We start from the raw sequence: 15093 nt of genomic DNA on the forward strand, positions 1-15093 counted from the left end.
CCTCCTTCCCCGCCTCACGGGACGGGTCGTTAAAGGACGTCGGATGCCGGTGCCGGACCGCGAGCGGCCCGGACCGGGGCTTCACGCCACGTTACCAGTGGTCACCGCGCCAACCGCCGCCGGCCACTGACCCTCTAATCAGCCGACGAAACGGGACAACTCTCCCGACGGTCCCCAACGGTAGGGTCACGACCACTTGACCACGTGTCGCAATCCCCGTACCGTCACGCTCCGTAGCGATCGCTGGGAGAACCCCGAGCAGCACTGGGAGTGTCCGAATGCCCTCTGAATACGCCAAGTCTCTGGGCGCCCGCCTGCGCTCCATCCGCCAGCAGCAGGGCCTGTCCCTGCAGGGCGTGGAGGAGAAGTCGAACGGGCGGTGGAAGGCGGTGGTGGTCGGTTCGTACGAGCGCGGCGACCGCGCCGTCACGGTGTCGCGCCTGGCCGAGCTGGCCGACTTCTACCGCGTTCCCGTCTCGGAGCTGCTGCCCGACGGCAGCGGGGTGCGCCACGAGCCCACCAGCAAGATCGTCCTGGACCTGGAGCGGCTGTACGACGAGGCCTCCGAGGACCTGGCCTACGTCGCCCGCTACGCGCGCGCCATCCAGCAGCAGCGCGGTGACTACAACGGGCGCGTGCTCTCGATCCGCGCCGACGACCTGCGCGCGCTCGCGATCGTCTACGACGCCTCGCCGTCCGGCCTGATCGAGCGGCTCACCGAGCACGGTGTGCTGGTCGCCGACCCGCGGGCGTTCTTCGCCTCCTGAGCCCGACCACGAGAAGGGGCCCGTGCCGTCCGGCACGGGCCCCTTCTGTCGTACGTGTCACACGGCCGCCGGCGGCGAGGACGCCGCGAATGCCGGGAATGCTGCGGGCCGCCTCAGCGGGTGGCGTACTCGGCGATGCGGCCGAGGATCCCGTTGAGGAAGCGCGGGGAGTCGTCGGTCGACATCTGCCGGGCCAGCTCGACGGCCTCGCTGATCGCCACCGCGTCGTCGATCTCGTCGACGTAGAGCAGCTCGTAGACCGCGATGCGGGCCAGGTTGCGGTCGACCACGGGCATCCGGTCGAGCGTCCAGCCCTCGGCGTAGCTGGCGATCACCTCGTCGATCCGGTCGAGGTGCGCGGCCACCCCCTCGACCAGGCTCACCGCGTATCCCAGGTGCTCGGGCCGGGGCTTCTCGATCCGCTCGATGTAGCCGGCGAGCACCTCGACCGGCGGGCGGTCCCGCAGGTCGGCCTCGAAGAGTACGTCCAGCGCCCGCTTGCGCGCCTTGCGGCGCGCCGGCATCTGCTGCTTGGGACCCTCGGCCATCAGGCGCGGCCGAGGTAACGGCCGTCGCGGGTGTCGACCTTGATCTTCTCGCCGGTGGTGATGAAGAGCGGGACCTGCACGGTCGCGCCGGTCTCGACGGTGGCCGGCTTGTTGCCGCCGGTCGACCGGTCGCCCTGCAGACCCGGCTCGGTGTAGGTGACCTCCAGCACGACGCTGGTCGGCAGCTCGATGTAGAGCGGGACGCTCTCGTGGGTGGCGACGGTCGCCTCGGCCTCGGGCAGCAGGTAGTTCGCCGCCTCGCCGACGGTGCCGCCGGGGACGGTGATCTGGTCGAACGTCTCCAGATCCATGAAGACGTAGTCCTCGCCGTCGGCGTACAGATACTGCATCGTGCGCTTGTCCACGGTCGCGGTCTCGACCTTGGTGCCCGCGTTGAAGGTCTTGTCGACCACCTTGCCGGACAGCACGTTCTTCAGCGTGGTACGCACGAACGCACCACCCTTACCGGGCTTGACGTGCTGGAACTCGACGACGGCCCAGAGCTCTCCGTCGAGGTTGAGTACCAGGCCGTTCTTCAGGTCGTTGGTGGTGGCCATTTCCTGCCTTGATCATCAATTGGCGGACAGACCTGGCAAGTCTACTAGTTGCGCCGCGCGCCGCTGCCCGCCGTCTACCGGCGCCCGCCGCGTCCGCCCCCGCCCCGCCCGCACCACCGGCCGTCTCCCCCGCTCCACGCCCGTGACGCTTCGCACATGCCGCTCGCCCGTCGGACACCCACCTCGCGCGCCCTTTGCTCTGCACCCACGGACGCACCGTTCACCCTGTGTGACATTCGTCGCGCAGCGGCCTCTCGCGGCCGGCCGAAGACTCCCAGCTCAGGCCGCCGGTGCGCATGTGGGTGCAGAGCAAAGCGTCCGCGAGGCGTTTCACGGACGCGAGGAAAGCAGTGACGCGGAGTGACGAGCGTCGAGCGTCACTCCGCGCGACGAGTAACCGGATTCCGACCCCGGCTGGCGGATCCCCGCTTGTTCGGCGGTCGCGCCGTCAGCGGTTTCGGTTTCCGTGGGCCAGGCGGGCCAGGTGGGCCAGGTGGTGCAGGGCCAGGCGGTAGCCGTCGACGCCGAGCCCGCAGATCACCCCGGTCGCGACCGCCGAGACCACGGAGTGGTGCCGGAACTCCTCCCGGGCGTGGATGTTGGAGATGTGCACCTCGACCAGCGGCCCGCGCAGCATCGCGCAGGCGTCCCGGACCGCGTACGAGTAGTGCGACCAGGCCGCCGGGTTGAGCACCACCGCGGCGCCCTCGTCGGCGGCGGCGTGCAGCCAGCCCAGCAGTTCGTGCTCGGCGTCGGTCTGCCGGACGGTCACGTCCAGGCCGAGCTCACGCCCAGTCGCCTCACAGAGCGCCACGAGGTCTGCGTAGCTGGTCGCGCCGTAGACGTCCGGCTGACGGGTGCCGAGCCGGCCGAGGTTGGGGCCGTTGAGCACGTGGACCCTCACGCCGCGACCTCGCGGTAGGCCGCCTCCAGCAGGTCGTCCGCCGGGCCCTCGAGGATGGCGGGGCGGGCCAGCCCGTCCAGCACCACGAAGCGCAGTTGGCTGCCCCGGGCCTTCTTGTCCACCCGCATCGTGGCCAGCAGCCGGGGCCAGGCGTCGGCCGGGTAGCTGGTGGGCAGGCCCAACGCCGCCATCGCCGTGCGGTGCCGCTCCGCCGTGGCGGCGTCCAGGCGGCCGGCGAGCCGCGCCAGCTCACCGGCGTAGACCATGCCGACGGCCACCGCGTGCCCGTGCCGCCAGCGGTAGCCCTCCTCCTTCTCGATGGCGTGGGCGAGGGTGTGACCGTAGTTGAGCACCTCCCGCACCCCCGACTCGCGCAGGTCGCCGGAGACCACGTCGGCCTTGACCCGGATCGCCCGCTCGATCAGCTCCCGCGTCACGGGGCCGGTCGGGTCGGTGGCCGCCGCCGGGTCCCGTTCCACCAGGTCGAGGATCACCGGGTCGGCGATGAACCCGCACTTGACCACCTCGGCGAGGCCGGCGGCGAGGTCGGCCGGGGGCAGGCTGTCCAGGGTCGCCAGGTCGGCGAGGACCCCGACCGGCGGGTGGAACGCACCCACCAGGTTCTTCCCGGCCGAGGTGTTGATCCCGGTCTTGCCGCCCACCGCGGCGTCGACCATGCCCAGCAGTGAGGTCGCCACCGGCACCCAGCGCACGCCGCGCAGCCAGGACGCCGCCACGAAGCCGGCCAGGTCGGTGACGGCGCCGCCGCCCACCCCGACCACCGCGTCGCTGCGGGTGAACCCGGCCTCGCCCAGCCTGTCCCAGCAGGCCGCGGCGACGTGGATGTGCTTTCCCGCCTCGGCGTCCGGCACCTCGATCGGCAGCGGCGCGACGCCGGCCGCGCGCAGCCGGTCGCCGATCGCGTCGGCCAACTCCTTGAGCGGGGGCGCGTGCAGCACCGCCACCCGGGTCGCGCCCGGCAGCAGGCCGGGCAGCGCGTCGAGCAGGTCGCGTCCCACCAGCACGTCGTACGGGCGCTCGCCGCCGACGGGGATCCGGGTCATTTCGTCCATCGCCGGCAGCCTAGTCCAGCCGTCCGGTCCCGGACCGGGACTGTCCACGTGGTGGCCACCCCGGCCCGTCGGAACCGCCGGCACGAGGCGACCGGGCCGCCGGCACCGAGGCGACCGGGCCGCCGGCGGCCGGGTCAACCCGGCGTCCGTCCGGCCCAACCGGCGAGCCGGCGGGCGTGCTCGGTCACCGCGGTACGCAGGGCGTCCGGGCTCAGCACGGTGAACGGCCAGCCCAGCCCGGCGAGCAGTTGGGCCATCCCGTCGAGGTTCTCCGCGCGGGTGCGCAACAGCACCCCGTCGGCGCTTTCCGCCAGCTCGGCCACGCTCGGCGGGACCCGCCGTCGGGCGGTCGCCAGGTCGGTCTCGAGCAGCACCTCGACGTCGTGGGCGTAGGGCACGCCGGCCAGCGAGCGGGTCACCTCGGCCACCGGGTCGAAGCCGTCGGGCACGACGAAGGTCTCGGTCCCCGTCTCCACCTCGCCGATGCGGTCCAGGCGGAACGTGCGCACCTCCCCGCGCAGGTGGTCGTGCCCCGTCACGTACCACCGGCCGGCGTGGAAGACCAGGCCGTACGGGTCGAGCTGCCGCCGGGAGGCTGCGCCGGACCAGGAGCGGTAGTCCAACCGCACCCGGCGCCGGTGCCGGGCGGCCGCGCCGAGGGTGAGCAACGTCCCGGTCGCCGGGCGGGCCTCCGCCGTGGGGCGCCGCAGCGTGAAGCCGAGGTGCTCCTGCACCGCGGCTAGCCGGTCGCCCAGCGCGAACGGGAGCACCCGGCGGATCTTGGCCAGCGCGGTGGCGGTCGCCGGTTCCTCGGTGCCCAGCCCGAGCCGCTCGGCGGCGACCAGCCCGAGCAGCACGGCCACCGCCTCGTCGTCGGTGAGCATCAGCGGCGGCAGCTTGTAGCCGGGGCGCAGCCGGTAGCCGCCGTGGCGGCCGCGCTCGGCGGCCACCGGGATGCCCAGCTCGGCCAGCGTCGCGGCGTAGCGCCGCACGGTGCGCTCGTCCACCGACAGCCGGCGGGCCAGCTCGGCCCCGGTGAGCCGGTGGTGGCTCTGGAGCAGCTCGAGCATGCCGAGCACCCTGGCGGCGGGATGTGACACGAGCCACTCCTTCAATCAGGGCGGAAAGCGTCCGGATTCGATCGTACGGTCTCCCGGAGCGACGACAGAGGGAGAAGGCAGATGACGACGTTCGTGCTGGTTCCGGGCTTCTGGCTGGGTGGTTGGGCATGGCGGGAGGTGACCGCGGCGCTGCGCGAGCAGGGCCACGAGGTGTACCCGGTGACGCTGACCGGGTTGGCCGAGCGCGCCCACCTGGCCGGCCCCGAGGTGGGCCTGGAGACGCACACCACCGACGTCGTCCGGCTGATCGAGGTGGAGGACCTGCACGACGTGGTGCTGGTGGGGCACTCGGGTGGCGGGCTGCCGGTGACCCAGGCGGCGGAGCGCGTCCCGGACCGGATCGCCCGGGTGGTCTATGTGGAGAGCGGGCCGATGCCGGACGGCATGGCGCAGTTCGACGCCAACCCGCCGGAGGAGCAGGAGCGGCTGCGCGCCCGGATCGGCGACGGCCACCTGCTGCCCCCGCCCGCGTGGGACCCGGCCGAGGACCCGGCGAACCTGGCCGGCCTGGACGCCGCCGCGCTCGCGCTGCTGCGGCGACGCGCCACCCCCCATCCGCTGCGCGCCGCCACCGACCCGGTGCGCCGCACCGGTGGGCGCGCGGTGCCGACCGCGCTGGTGGCCAGCACCTTCCCGCTGGAGGTGGTGGAGGGCCTGATCGCGCAGGGGCACCCGTTCTTCGCGGGGCTGGCCGGTGGCCAGTTGCACGCGCTGCCCACCGGGCACTGGCCGATGCTCAGCGAGCCGAAGGGCCTGGCGGACGTGCTCGACCGGATCGCCGGGAGCTGACGACAGCCTGAGCGGCCACACCGTGACGGTGGCACCCGGCCCGGGCGGACGGCGCACCCCGCGCGGCGGCGGTCCCGCCCGCCGGATCCGGTCGCGGCGCACTCCTGACGTTGCGCCGCGGCCGGCCGGCCGCTCAGTGCTTCAGCAGCGCCGCGACCTCGGCGGCGATCTCCTCCGGGGCCCGCCCGTCGGTGACCACGGTCGCGGTGGCCACCTCGGCGTAGAGCGGGCGGCGCTGGTCCAGCAGGTGCTTCAGCGTCGCCCTCGGGTTGATCGCCAGCAGCGGCCGGCCCGCCCCCAGCCCGACCCGCTTGACGGCGTCGGGCAGTTCCACGGACAGGTGCACCACGGGGTGCCCGACCAGGGCGGCGCGGTTCTCCTCCGCGAGGACCGCGCCGCCGCCGAGGGCCAGCACCCCCTCGCAGGAGGCCAGCGCCGCCGCCACCGCCGCCCGTTCGAGGGCACGGAAGTGGGCCTCGCCCTCGTCGATGAAGATCTCCGGGATCGGCTTGCCGGCGAGCCGCTCGATGTCCACGTCCGTGTCGCGGAACTCGACCCCGAGCAGCTCCGCGAGCGCCTGCCCGATCGTGGTCTTGCCGGAGCCCGGCGCCCCGACCAGCACGCAGACCGGCGCCATCAGCGGCACCGCCCGGCGCCCCCGCGCCCGGCCGACCCGCCCGCGCTCACCGGATCACCAACGCGTCGAGGTAGCCGGCCAGGTTGCGGCGGATCTCGGCGACGGAGTCGCCGCCGAACTTCTCGGTGGCCGCCTCGGCGAGCACCAACGCCACCATCGCCTCGGCGACGACCGCGGCGGCGGGCACCGCGCAGACGTCCGAGCGCTGGTTGATGGCGGTGGCCGGCTCGCCGGTGGTGACGTCCACCGTCGCCAGGGCCCGGTTCAGCGACGAGATCGGCTTCATCGCGGCCTTCACCCGCAGCGGCTCGCCGGTGGTGATGCCGCCCTCCAGCCCGCCGGCCCGGTCGGTGACCCGGCGTACGCCGGTGGCGGTGGGCACGATCTCGTCGTGCGCCTCGGAGCCGCGGGAACGCGCCTGCTGCCAGCCGTCCCCGATCTCGACGCCCTTGATCGCCTGGATGGACATCAGCGCGGTGGCGAGCCGGGCGTCGAGCTTGCGGTCCCACTGCACGTGGCTGCCCAGACCCGGCGGCACCCCGTACGCCAGCACCTCGACGACGCCGCCCAGGGTGTCGGCGGCCTTCTTCGCGGCGTCGACCTCGGCGACCATCCGGGCGCTGGCCTCGGGATCGAGGCAACGCAGCGGGTCGGCGTCGATGCGGGCGGCGTCCTCGGGCACCGGGCGCAGCCCGGGCTTGACGGCGACCGGGCCCAGCTCGACCACGTGGGAGACGATCTCGATGCCGAGCGCCTGCCGGACCAGCGCCTTGGCGACCGTGCCGACGGCGACCCGGGCGGCGGTCTCCCGGGCGCTGGCCCGCTCCAGGATCGGCCGGGCGTCGGTGTGGCCGTACTTCTGCATGCCGGCCAGGTCGGCGTGGCCCGGCCGGGGGCGGGTGAGCGGCGCGTTGCGGGCCTGGCTGGCCAGCTCCGCCGGGTCGACCGGGTCGGCGGCCATCACGGTGCGCCACTTGGGCCACTCGGAGTTGCCGACCCGGATCGCGACCGGGCTGCCGAGGGTCACGCCGTGCCGGAGCCCGCCGATGATCTCGACCTCGTCCTGCTCGAACGACATCCGGGCGCCCCGGCCGTAGCCGAGCCGGCGCCGGGCCAGCTCACCGGCGATGTCCCCGGTGGTCACCTCGACGCCGGCGGGCACGCCCTCCAGCAACGCGACGAGGGCGGGACCGTGCGATTCCCCTGCAGTCAACCAGCGCAACACAGCGGTCAGTCTGTCACGCCCGGTGGCCGCCGCCGTACGGTGCCCGCCGCGTCCCGCCCTGCGGACGCCGCCGTCCGACGAGCGGCCGGCGCCCGAAGCCGGGACAGGGCGCTCGGGCGGGGACACCGACGCGGGACCCTGGATGACCCGGGGCGCGGGCCGGCGTCGCCGGTCCGCCGGCTCAGATGCCCCGGCCGCGCTTGTGCAGGGTCCGCAGCACCGCGTCGGCGCGGACCACCCGCCCGGCCACGGCGAGGGCGAGGTACGCCCGCGGCTCGCGCGGGTTGCGCCGGATGGTGTGCCGGGCCCACCGCATCGCGCCCCGCCGGTCGCCGGAGGCGGCCCGGGCGAAGGCGATCTGCCCGGCGACCCGCGCCTCGCCGGCCGGCTGCGTGCCGAACTCCGGGTAGCGCTCCAGCAGCCACTGCAACGCCTCGGAGATGGTGTCCCAGCGCTGCGCGAAGTAGGACCGCTTGTGCCAGCGCACCAGCACGTACGGCGTGCGCAGGTTGACCAGCGGCGCGCTGCGGGCGGCCCGGAGCAGGAACTCGTAGTCCTCCGCGTAGCTGCCCGGGATCTCCTCGTCGACCAGCCCGAACCCGTCCCGCAGCGCGGCGGCGCGGATCAGGAAGGTGGACGGGTGCAGCTCGGTCATCCGGTCGCGCAGCAGGTCGGCCAGGGTGACCGAGTCCTTCGGCAGCGCCCGGTCGACGGTGTGCCCGTCGTAGCTGACCCGGATGCCGCAGCTGACGAACTCCGCGTCGGGGGCGGCGGCGAGCGCCTCGACCTGGGCCCGCAGCTTGCCGGGCAGCCACTCGTCGTCGTCGTCGCAGAACGCGACCAGCTCCCCGGTGGCCGCCAGGATTCCCGAGTTGCGGGCACCGGCCAGGCCGGGGGTGCGCTCGTTGCGGATCACCCGCACCAGGCGGTCCGGGCGGGACAGCTCGGCCAGTGAGCCGTCCGGCTCGGACCGGTCGTACACGACCACCACCTCGACCGGGCCGGGGTGGTCCTGGTCGAGGACCGCCCGCACCGCGGCCCGGAGCAGCTCCGGCCGGTCCCGGGTCGGCACCACCACGCTGACGCTCGGGTGTCCGGTCATCGCCGTTCTCCGTTCCGGTCCGGCCGTGCCCACGGCCGCCACCTCGCCCGCTGCCGTCGTCCGGTCGACGCGGCCACCAGTTCCTCCACGATCCGCCCCACCTGCTCCACCGCGGCGCGGCGCGCCTCGGACGCGGCCGGGTCGGCCGCGACGGCGAACCGGGAGGGGTCCGCCAGCCCCGCGGTGAGCGCCGCGAACAGCGCCTCCCGGGTCTCGGCCAACGCCACCATGCCGGCCGCGCCCAAACGGCGGGCGAAGAGCTGCTGGTGGTCGTCGACGTGCTCGCCCCGCGTCGGGTCCCGGGGCACCACGATCGGCAGGTGACCGTGCCGGCGGGCCTCCAGGATGGTGGCCGGCCCGCCGTGGCAGACCACCAGGTCGGCCTCGGCCATGGCGGTCTGGAGCTCGTCGTGGCCGAGGAACGGCACCGCCCCGGGCACGCCGGGCGCCCGGGTGTGTCCGTGCTGGACGGTCAGGCCGACGTCCTCGGCGACGCCGGGATGCCACTCCTCCAGCCAGCCGACCAGCCGGCCGAACGGGTGCTTGTCGGTGCCGACAGCGACCAGCAGCCGGGCGCGGGCGACGTCGTCGTGGTCACGGGGTCGAGGCACCCGGCCCGCCTGCGACGGCCGGGGACGGCCGGGGGCGACCCGGTGCGCGGGGGCGGTTCCGGTGCTCTCGGCGGTCACAGCAGGGTCCCCACGACGGTGGCCTCCGGGTACTGGCGGCGCTGCTCGTCCCACTGCACGAGCATCGCGGACAGGAACGGGCGGCAGAGCCGGGCGGTCAGGGTCGGGGTGTCGATCCGGTCGTACACCTCGATGTAGACGGTCGGGATGCGGCGCAGCCGGGCCAGCACCACGAACGGCACGGCGACCCCGGCGCCGGTGGTCACCACGGCGGCGACCCGGCGCGACCGCAGCACCCGCCAGGCGAGGACGGCGTTGCGCAGCAGGTTCGGCACGTTGCGGGTGGTCGGGTGGTGCGCCGGGACCAGGTCCTCGCCGGCGAGCAGCGAGACCGCCTCGGGCGTGTCGAAGGTGACCCAGCAGCGGCGCCAGCGTTCGTACCACGGGCGCAGGGCGAGCAGTTGGGCCAGATGGCCGCCGCTGGAGCCCACCAGGAGCAGGACTCCGGGATCGCCGGCGTCCTCGATTGTCGTTTCCACGCGACTCCCCACAAAGTTCGCTTGGAGTTTCGGTCGGCGCTCCGCCAGCAGATCACAGGTCTTCCGCCGGTCAAATAGGACGACCGGGCGACTGTCGTTTGTCGACGACGTCCAGCAGGGCGGGATGCAGCGCGGCGTTCCAGCCCGCGCCGGCATCGGCGAGCCGCCACGTGCGCAGCCACATCTCCAGCAGGTAGCCGTCGGCCACCAGCCGGCGCGCCGCCGGCCCGAGCCCCAGCCCGCCGCCGTGGTGGTCGAGGTGCGCGTCGACGGCCCGCGCCGCCGTCGCCGCCGACTCGCCCCGCAGCACCAGGGCGCGCTGGAACGCGTCGTGCGCCAGGTCGAAACCCAGCGGCACGTCCGGCCCGCTGTGCTCCCAGTCCCAGGCGACCAGCCGGCCGGCGTGCACGCCCAGGTTCCACGGCACCCAGTCGCCGTGCCAGTGCCCGAACTCGACGGCCGTGTCCCCGTGCCGGCGGGCCAGCGCGGCCACGGCGGCGACCGCCCGGGCCCCGTCGGGCGTGCCGGCGGCGGCGCGCTGCGCCTCGGCGGCGAGCCGGGCCAGGAAGGCCGACCCGGCCAACGGGCGCGGCGAGGCCGGCGGGCGGCCCCGGCGGGCCACCGCGAGCAGCGCCGCCAGCCGCGGCGGATCGCCGGCCGGCACCCCCCGCACCTCCGGCGGCAGCGGCTCGACCAGCGCGATGACCTGCCCGGCCGCGGTCACCTCGGCCAGCAGCCGGGGCGCCGCCGGGTGGTCGGGCGTCCCGGCCACCACCGGCAGCTCGCGCAGGGCCGCCGCCTCGGCGGTCACCAACGCCCGGGTGGCGCCGTTCCAGCCGATCTTGGCGTAGCCGAGGGGCCGGCCGGCCGGGTCGAACAGTTGCAGGGTGGGCTTGTGGTTCGGGTCCGGCGGGCGGACGCCGCAGGCCGCGTACACCGACGGGCCGCCGAGCGCGCCGGCCAGCCGCCGCGCCAGCAGCACCTCGTCGGCGGCGAGCCCGTCGGGCAGCGACACGGTGAGCCGCGGGAACGGGGCCAGGTCGACCGCGCCGACCCGGGCGAACCCGCCGAGCGCGGCCCGCACCGCCCGCACCTTCGACGGGCGCAACGCGTTGTACGCCAGCAGCGAGGCGGCCGTGGCCCGGGGCGCGCCGAGCGGCAGCAGGAACCGGGCCCGGGCGACCGACGGGACGACCGCGTACCGGGCGACGGCGCGGTGGCCGGGCGGCGGGGGGCCGCCCACGGTCAGGGCGAGCCGCTCGTCGCCGAACACCGCCCGGGTGACCCAGCCCAGCCCGTCCGTCCGGGAACGGGGATCGGCCGGCGCGGCGACCCGCGCCGTCACGCGGCCCGGTCCGCCCAGTCGAGGTCCAGCCCCAGCCGCTGCCGCAACGCGTCGTTGTACGGGCGGTAGTACTCGGTCAGCTCGGCGCGCACCACCGGCTCCAGGGGCGCCGAGCGGCGGTCGTTGTAGACCTTGAAGTCGGGCAGGTCGTGCGGGGGCAGGCCGAGGAAGTCCAGCGTCCGGCGGTAGGTGGACCGGGCGTCGCGGTAGAGGTCCTCGCTGGGCAGGAAGAGGATCTGCTCCCGGTCGAACCGGTCCAGCCACGGCTCCAGGTGCTCCAGGTAGCGGCCCCGGGCGCGGTAGGTGTACCAGTCGTACGGCTCGCTGAAGTACTCCGGCTCCGCGATCAGCCGCTCCCGCTCCCCCGCCGTGCGCTCCTCCTCGGCGGCGAGCGCGGCGGCGAAGTCGAGCGGCTCGATGCCGTGCGTCCGCCGTTCCTTCCAGTGCGAGTACGCCCGCTCCACCGGGTCGCGCAGCAGCACGATCAGCCGCACCGACGGCATCAGCGCGGCGACCCGCTGGGCGGCGAGGGGGTGGAACATGTACAAGGGCGCCGCCTCGCCGACCCGGACCGGCCCGCCGTGCCGCCTCGCCAGCGCCTCCCGCTGCCGCTGCGTCGGGAAGTGCGACCGATACCAGGCCTCGCCGCGCCGCCAGTGCTCCTCGAAGTAGTGCGCGGACTTCGTGTTCCAGGCCGGGAAGAGCCGGGGCACCAGCGGATGCTGGATGAGGTAGTTCCACAGCGACGTCGTGCCGCCCCGCTTGGTGCCGATGATGAGGAAGTCCGGCAGCGGCCGCCGGTCGCTGGTGCGCACCCCGTAGTCGACGAGGGACTCCTTCACCCGGTTCGTCACCTGCGTCGGGACGAGCTGCTTCACCCGGTCACGGATGGACGGCACGACGGACCTCACCTGCCCTTCGACTCCTCCGGGGCGGGCCCGGCGGCGGCCGGGGCCGCCTCCCGCCGCCCACGGATCTGCACCATGGTCACCCGGATGCCGCGTCGCACCCGGGGCAACGTCAGCAAGCCGACGCAGCCGGCGGCCAGCACCCCCACCGCCACCGCCAGCCCGCCGATCCCCCGCCCGCCGGCCAGCACCCCGACCGTCGCCGCGAACCCGACCCCGGCGACGGTGGCCGCCCCGGCCCGCAGCATCGCCGCGTCGACCAGTGGCTGGCCGACCACGACCCGGGCGCAGCATGCCGCGGTGAGGTTCTCGGTGGCGATGCCGAGCGCCCAGGCCAGGGCCGCGCCGGTCGCGCCGTGCGCCGGGATCAGCCACAGGCCGAGGGAGACGGTGACCAGCAGCCCGGCCAGCGTGGCGGCCAGGTGCAGGCCGCTGCGACCGCCCATGAGCAGCAGGCTCTGCACGTTGCCGACCCCGGTGTTGACCAGCATGGCCAGCGCGAGCACGGTCATCGCGTGGGCGCCGGCGGTGAACTCCGGCCCGAAGAGCTGGAGGAACGCCAGGCCGAAGACGGCGAGCAGCAGGTAGACCGGCCAGGACAGCACCAGCCCCCAGGTGGTCAACTGCCGGTGCACGGCGGCCGCCGCGCCCCGCTCCCCCCGCCCGAGCAGCCGGGACAGCTGCGGCGACACCGCCACCCGCAGCCCCTGCATGGCCAGTTGACCGGCGAGAATGTAGCGGCCGACGGCGCCGAACACGCCGGCGTCGGCCGGGCCGGCCAGCACCGAGGTGAGCAGCACGCCCACCCACATGTTGCCGGCGTCGATCGCCGCGGAGGCGGCGCGGGGCAGGGCGAACCGCCAGAAGGCCGACCAGTCGGCGCGCTGCGGCCGCAGCACCGCGCCCCGGCCGACGCCGAGTGGGCCCGCGACCAGCGTCAGGCAGGCCAGCAGGGCGAGCGCCGCCGGCACCAGCCAGCCGGTCATGCCGGCGAGCAGGCCGCCGCCGGCGAGCACCGCCGCGCCGACCAGCACCGGCCGCGCCACCGGCAGCAGGAAGAACTGCACCCCGACGTACGCCCGGATGGGGCGGACGCAGCGCAGCGCGGCGAGCAGCAGCGTCATCGCCACCACCACCGGCACCGCGGCGAAACTGACCGCCAGCAGGGCCGCACCGTCGGCGTCGGATCCGTCGAGCAGGCGCGGGGCGAGCGCGTCCGCGGCGAGCACCCCGGCCACGGCGACGAGGACCGCGGCCAGCAGCGGCGGCAACAGCGCCACCGGCAGCACCCGGGCGGCGTCGCCGCCGGCGCCGGAACGGCGGCGGGGCAGCGCCCACATCAGCCCGGTCTCGGCGCCGAGGGTGCAGACGGCGGTGGCGACGGTGACCACGCCGATCGCGGCGAAGAACGCGCCGGAGCCGACCGTGCCGTAGCCGCGGGTGATGACGACCGCGAGCAGGAAGCCGAAGAGGCCACTGGTGGCCGCGCCGACCAGCCCGGCGGCCCCGCTGCGGGCGCTGCGCCGGGTCTCCGTGTCGTCGGCCGGCGCGCCGGCGGAGGCCACGGCGCCGGCCGGCGGGCGGGTGGCGGCGGTCATGCCGGCACCGCCTTCGGGCCGACCGGGCGGAGGTGGTGCGGTCGGGCGGACGCCTCCCGCTCGGTGAGCACCATCGCGAAGGCGACGGCGAAGAAGGCGACCGCGAGGTTCTGGTTGGCCATGCCGTAGAACGGGATCTGCACCAGGCAGATCACCGGCACCACGGACAGCCACTGCCCGGCGGCCGAGGTGGCGCGGGCACAGCTCAACGCGGCGACGACGAACCAGGCGAGAAAGCACAGCAGCGCGGGGACGCCGTGGCTGAACAGCACCATCCACAGCTGCCCCTGGGTGCCGATGGGCGCCTGGGCCGTGACGGTGTCCACGTTGACCGGCGCGCCGTAGCCGAGCCACGGCGACTCCTTCACCCGGCGGATCACCTCGACGTAGAGCGAGAGCCGGTCGGTGTTCGTGTCGCTGGACTCGACGCGGTTGCCGATCAGCTCGGCGATCGGGATGAACAGGGTGGCGACGCCGCCGATGACCACCACGCCGACGATCGACGCGGCCACCCGGACGTTGCCGCGCAGGGCGGCCCGGACGCCGAGCACCGCGAGGCCGGCGCCGATGCTGAGGAACATCGCCCGGTTGAGCGTGAGGAAGGCCGGGACCAGCGACAGCGGCAGCGACGCCAACAGCGCCCAGCGCAGCGCGCCGCGCCGGCGCAGCATGGTGAAGGCGACCACGCAGGGCAGGGTCATCGCGTACGCGCTGCCGAAGTTGTTCGTGTACGCGAACGGCGCGGCCGGCCGGTAGATCGGGTTCAGTGACCGCTCGCTGTACTCGGCGGTGCTCAGGTGGACCATGTCCCGGATGAACGGGTTACCGGCCACGCCGCCCGGGAGCAGCACCTCCACCGGGGTGGTCAGCGCGAACCGGGGCGCCAGCACGCCCAGCCAGCCGAGCGCGACCAGCGCGAACCAGAACGCGCAGAGCGGCACGAGCACCGGGACAAGGTCGGCGCGTTCCCGGGCGACCGCGTAGACGTAGACGCCGACCACGAGCGCGGTGACGTAGAAGGCGAGCCGCAGGCCGAAGGTCAGCACCGAGGCCGGCGACTGGAGCTGGGTGGCGCTGACCAGGACGACGGCCAGGAACAGCAGCCAGATCCCGGCGGCCGGGGGCAGCGGCACCCGCCCCCGGATCACCAGCAGCGCGAACAGCAGCGCGCCGAGCAACGGCCAGCCGAGATAGAACGCGCCGGTCAGCCACCAGAGCGGCACCAGGCCGAACATCGCCGCCAGCGGCCACAGCGGCAGCCGGGGCGGAGCCGGCGGCTGCGGCGGCGGGGCGGCGCCGTCCGGGCCGCCGGCCGGCTCGCTCGTGGCCGGCGCGCGGGTGACGGGCACGG

Annotated in this window: 16 protein-coding genes; 2 read left to right on the top strand and 14 right to left on the bottom strand. The window is 75.0% G+C overall.

Annotated elements, in window-relative coordinates:
* Positions 1-278: 278 nt before the first annotated feature.
* Entirely contained in the window at positions 279-767 is a 489-nt protein-coding gene (bldD, locus tag ACZ6Q9_RS22750) for a transcriptional regulator BldD (RefSeq protein WP_013285505.1), read from the top strand.
* A 113-nt stretch (positions 768-880) separates the two neighbouring features.
* On the opposite strand, the gene nusB is transcribed toward bldD, so the two are convergent.
* The 5 genes from nusB to ACZ6Q9_RS22775 all read right to left on the bottom strand — a co-directional run bounded on the left by nusB (position 881) and on the right by ACZ6Q9_RS22775 (position 4949).
* Complete coding sequence (gene nusB, locus ACZ6Q9_RS22755) at positions 881-1291, bottom strand: transcription antitermination factor NusB (RefSeq protein WP_176737511.1); 411 nt, start codon at positions 1289-1291, stop codon at positions 881-883.
* A gap of 23 nt (positions 1292-1314) precedes the next feature.
* Positions 1315-1872 (bottom strand): elongation factor P, encoded by a 558-nt coding sequence (gene efp / locus ACZ6Q9_RS22760; protein WP_013285503.1) that lies wholly within the window; start codon positions 1870-1872, stop codon positions 1315-1317.
* 448 nt (positions 1873-2320) lie between these two features.
* On the bottom strand, positions 2321-2776 hold the full coding sequence (aroQ, locus tag ACZ6Q9_RS22765; protein ID WP_393263782.1) for a type II 3-dehydroquinate dehydratase: 456 nt from the start codon (positions 2774-2776) through the stop codon (positions 2321-2323).
* Positions 2773-3849, bottom strand: a complete 1077-nt coding sequence (gene aroB / locus ACZ6Q9_RS22770) for a 3-dehydroquinate synthase (RefSeq protein WP_393263784.1) — start codon at positions 3847-3849, stop codon at positions 2773-2775. The genes aroQ and aroB overlap by 4 nt, the downstream gene beginning before the upstream one ends.
* A gap of 134 nt (positions 3850-3983) precedes the next feature.
* Positions 3984-4949: a helix-turn-helix transcriptional regulator gene (locus ACZ6Q9_RS22775; RefSeq protein WP_393263786.1), complete on the bottom strand. Its 966-nt coding sequence runs from the start codon at positions 4947-4949 to the stop codon at positions 3984-3986.
* Positions 4950-5030: 81 nt separating this feature from the next.
* On the opposite strand from ACZ6Q9_RS22775, the gene ACZ6Q9_RS22780 reads away from it, so the two are divergent.
* Positions 5031-5759, top strand: coding sequence for an alpha/beta fold hydrolase (locus ACZ6Q9_RS22780; RefSeq protein ID WP_393263788.1), 729 nt, complete (start codon positions 5031-5033; stop codon positions 5757-5759).
* Positions 5760-5892: 133 nt separating this feature from the next.
* On the opposite strand, the gene ACZ6Q9_RS22785 is transcribed toward ACZ6Q9_RS22780, so the two are convergent.
* The 9 genes from ACZ6Q9_RS22785 to ACZ6Q9_RS22825 all read right to left on the bottom strand — a co-directional run bounded on the left by ACZ6Q9_RS22785 (position 5893) and on the right by ACZ6Q9_RS22825 (position 15091).
* Positions 5893-6396, bottom strand: a complete 504-nt coding sequence (locus ACZ6Q9_RS22785) for a shikimate kinase (RefSeq protein ID WP_350708966.1) — start codon at positions 6394-6396, stop codon at positions 5893-5895.
* A gap of 46 nt (positions 6397-6442) precedes the next feature.
* Positions 6443-7621: a chorismate synthase gene (aroC, locus tag ACZ6Q9_RS22790; protein ID WP_350708967.1), complete on the bottom strand. Its 1179-nt coding sequence runs from the start codon at positions 7619-7621 to the stop codon at positions 6443-6445.
* A gap of 181 nt (positions 7622-7802) precedes the next feature.
* Positions 7803-8723: a glycosyltransferase family 2 protein gene (locus tag ACZ6Q9_RS22795; protein ID WP_357701421.1), complete on the bottom strand. Its 921-nt coding sequence runs from the start codon at positions 8721-8723 to the stop codon at positions 7803-7805.
* On the bottom strand, positions 8720-9334 hold the full coding sequence (locus tag ACZ6Q9_RS22800) for a glycosyltransferase (protein WP_357457887.1): 615 nt from the start codon (positions 9332-9334) through the stop codon (positions 8720-8722). Before ACZ6Q9_RS22800 ends, ACZ6Q9_RS22795 begins: the two co-directional genes overlap by 4 nt.
* 74 nt (positions 9335-9408) lie before the next feature.
* On the bottom strand, positions 9409-9891 hold the full coding sequence (locus ACZ6Q9_RS22805; protein WP_393263790.1) for a UDP-N-acetylglucosamine--LPS N-acetylglucosamine transferase: 483 nt from the start codon (positions 9889-9891) through the stop codon (positions 9409-9411).
* A gap of 70 nt (positions 9892-9961) precedes the next feature.
* Complete coding sequence (locus tag ACZ6Q9_RS22810; protein ID WP_393263792.1) at positions 9962-11236, bottom strand: hypothetical protein; 1275 nt, start codon at positions 11234-11236, stop codon at positions 9962-9964.
* Positions 11233-12135 carry a sulfotransferase domain-containing protein gene (locus ACZ6Q9_RS22815; RefSeq protein ID WP_393263850.1) on the bottom strand — a complete coding sequence of 301 codons (903 nt, stop codon included), beginning with the start codon at positions 12133-12135 and terminating at the stop codon, positions 11233-11235. The genes ACZ6Q9_RS22810 and ACZ6Q9_RS22815 overlap by 4 nt, the downstream gene beginning before the upstream one ends.
* A gap of 8 nt (positions 12136-12143) precedes the next feature.
* A complete protein-coding gene (locus tag ACZ6Q9_RS22820; protein WP_396829479.1) occupies positions 12144-13742 on the bottom strand; it encodes a lipopolysaccharide biosynthesis protein in 1599 nt (532 codons plus the stop codon).
* Complete coding sequence (locus ACZ6Q9_RS22825) at positions 13739-15091, bottom strand: O-antigen ligase family protein (RefSeq protein ID WP_396829478.1); 1353 nt, start codon at positions 15089-15091, stop codon at positions 13739-13741. Before ACZ6Q9_RS22825 ends, ACZ6Q9_RS22820 begins: the two co-directional genes overlap by 4 nt.
* Positions 15092-15093: the final 2 nt, after the last annotated feature.

The sequence above is a fragment of the Micromonospora sp. NPDC049139 genome, assembly GCF_055586845.1.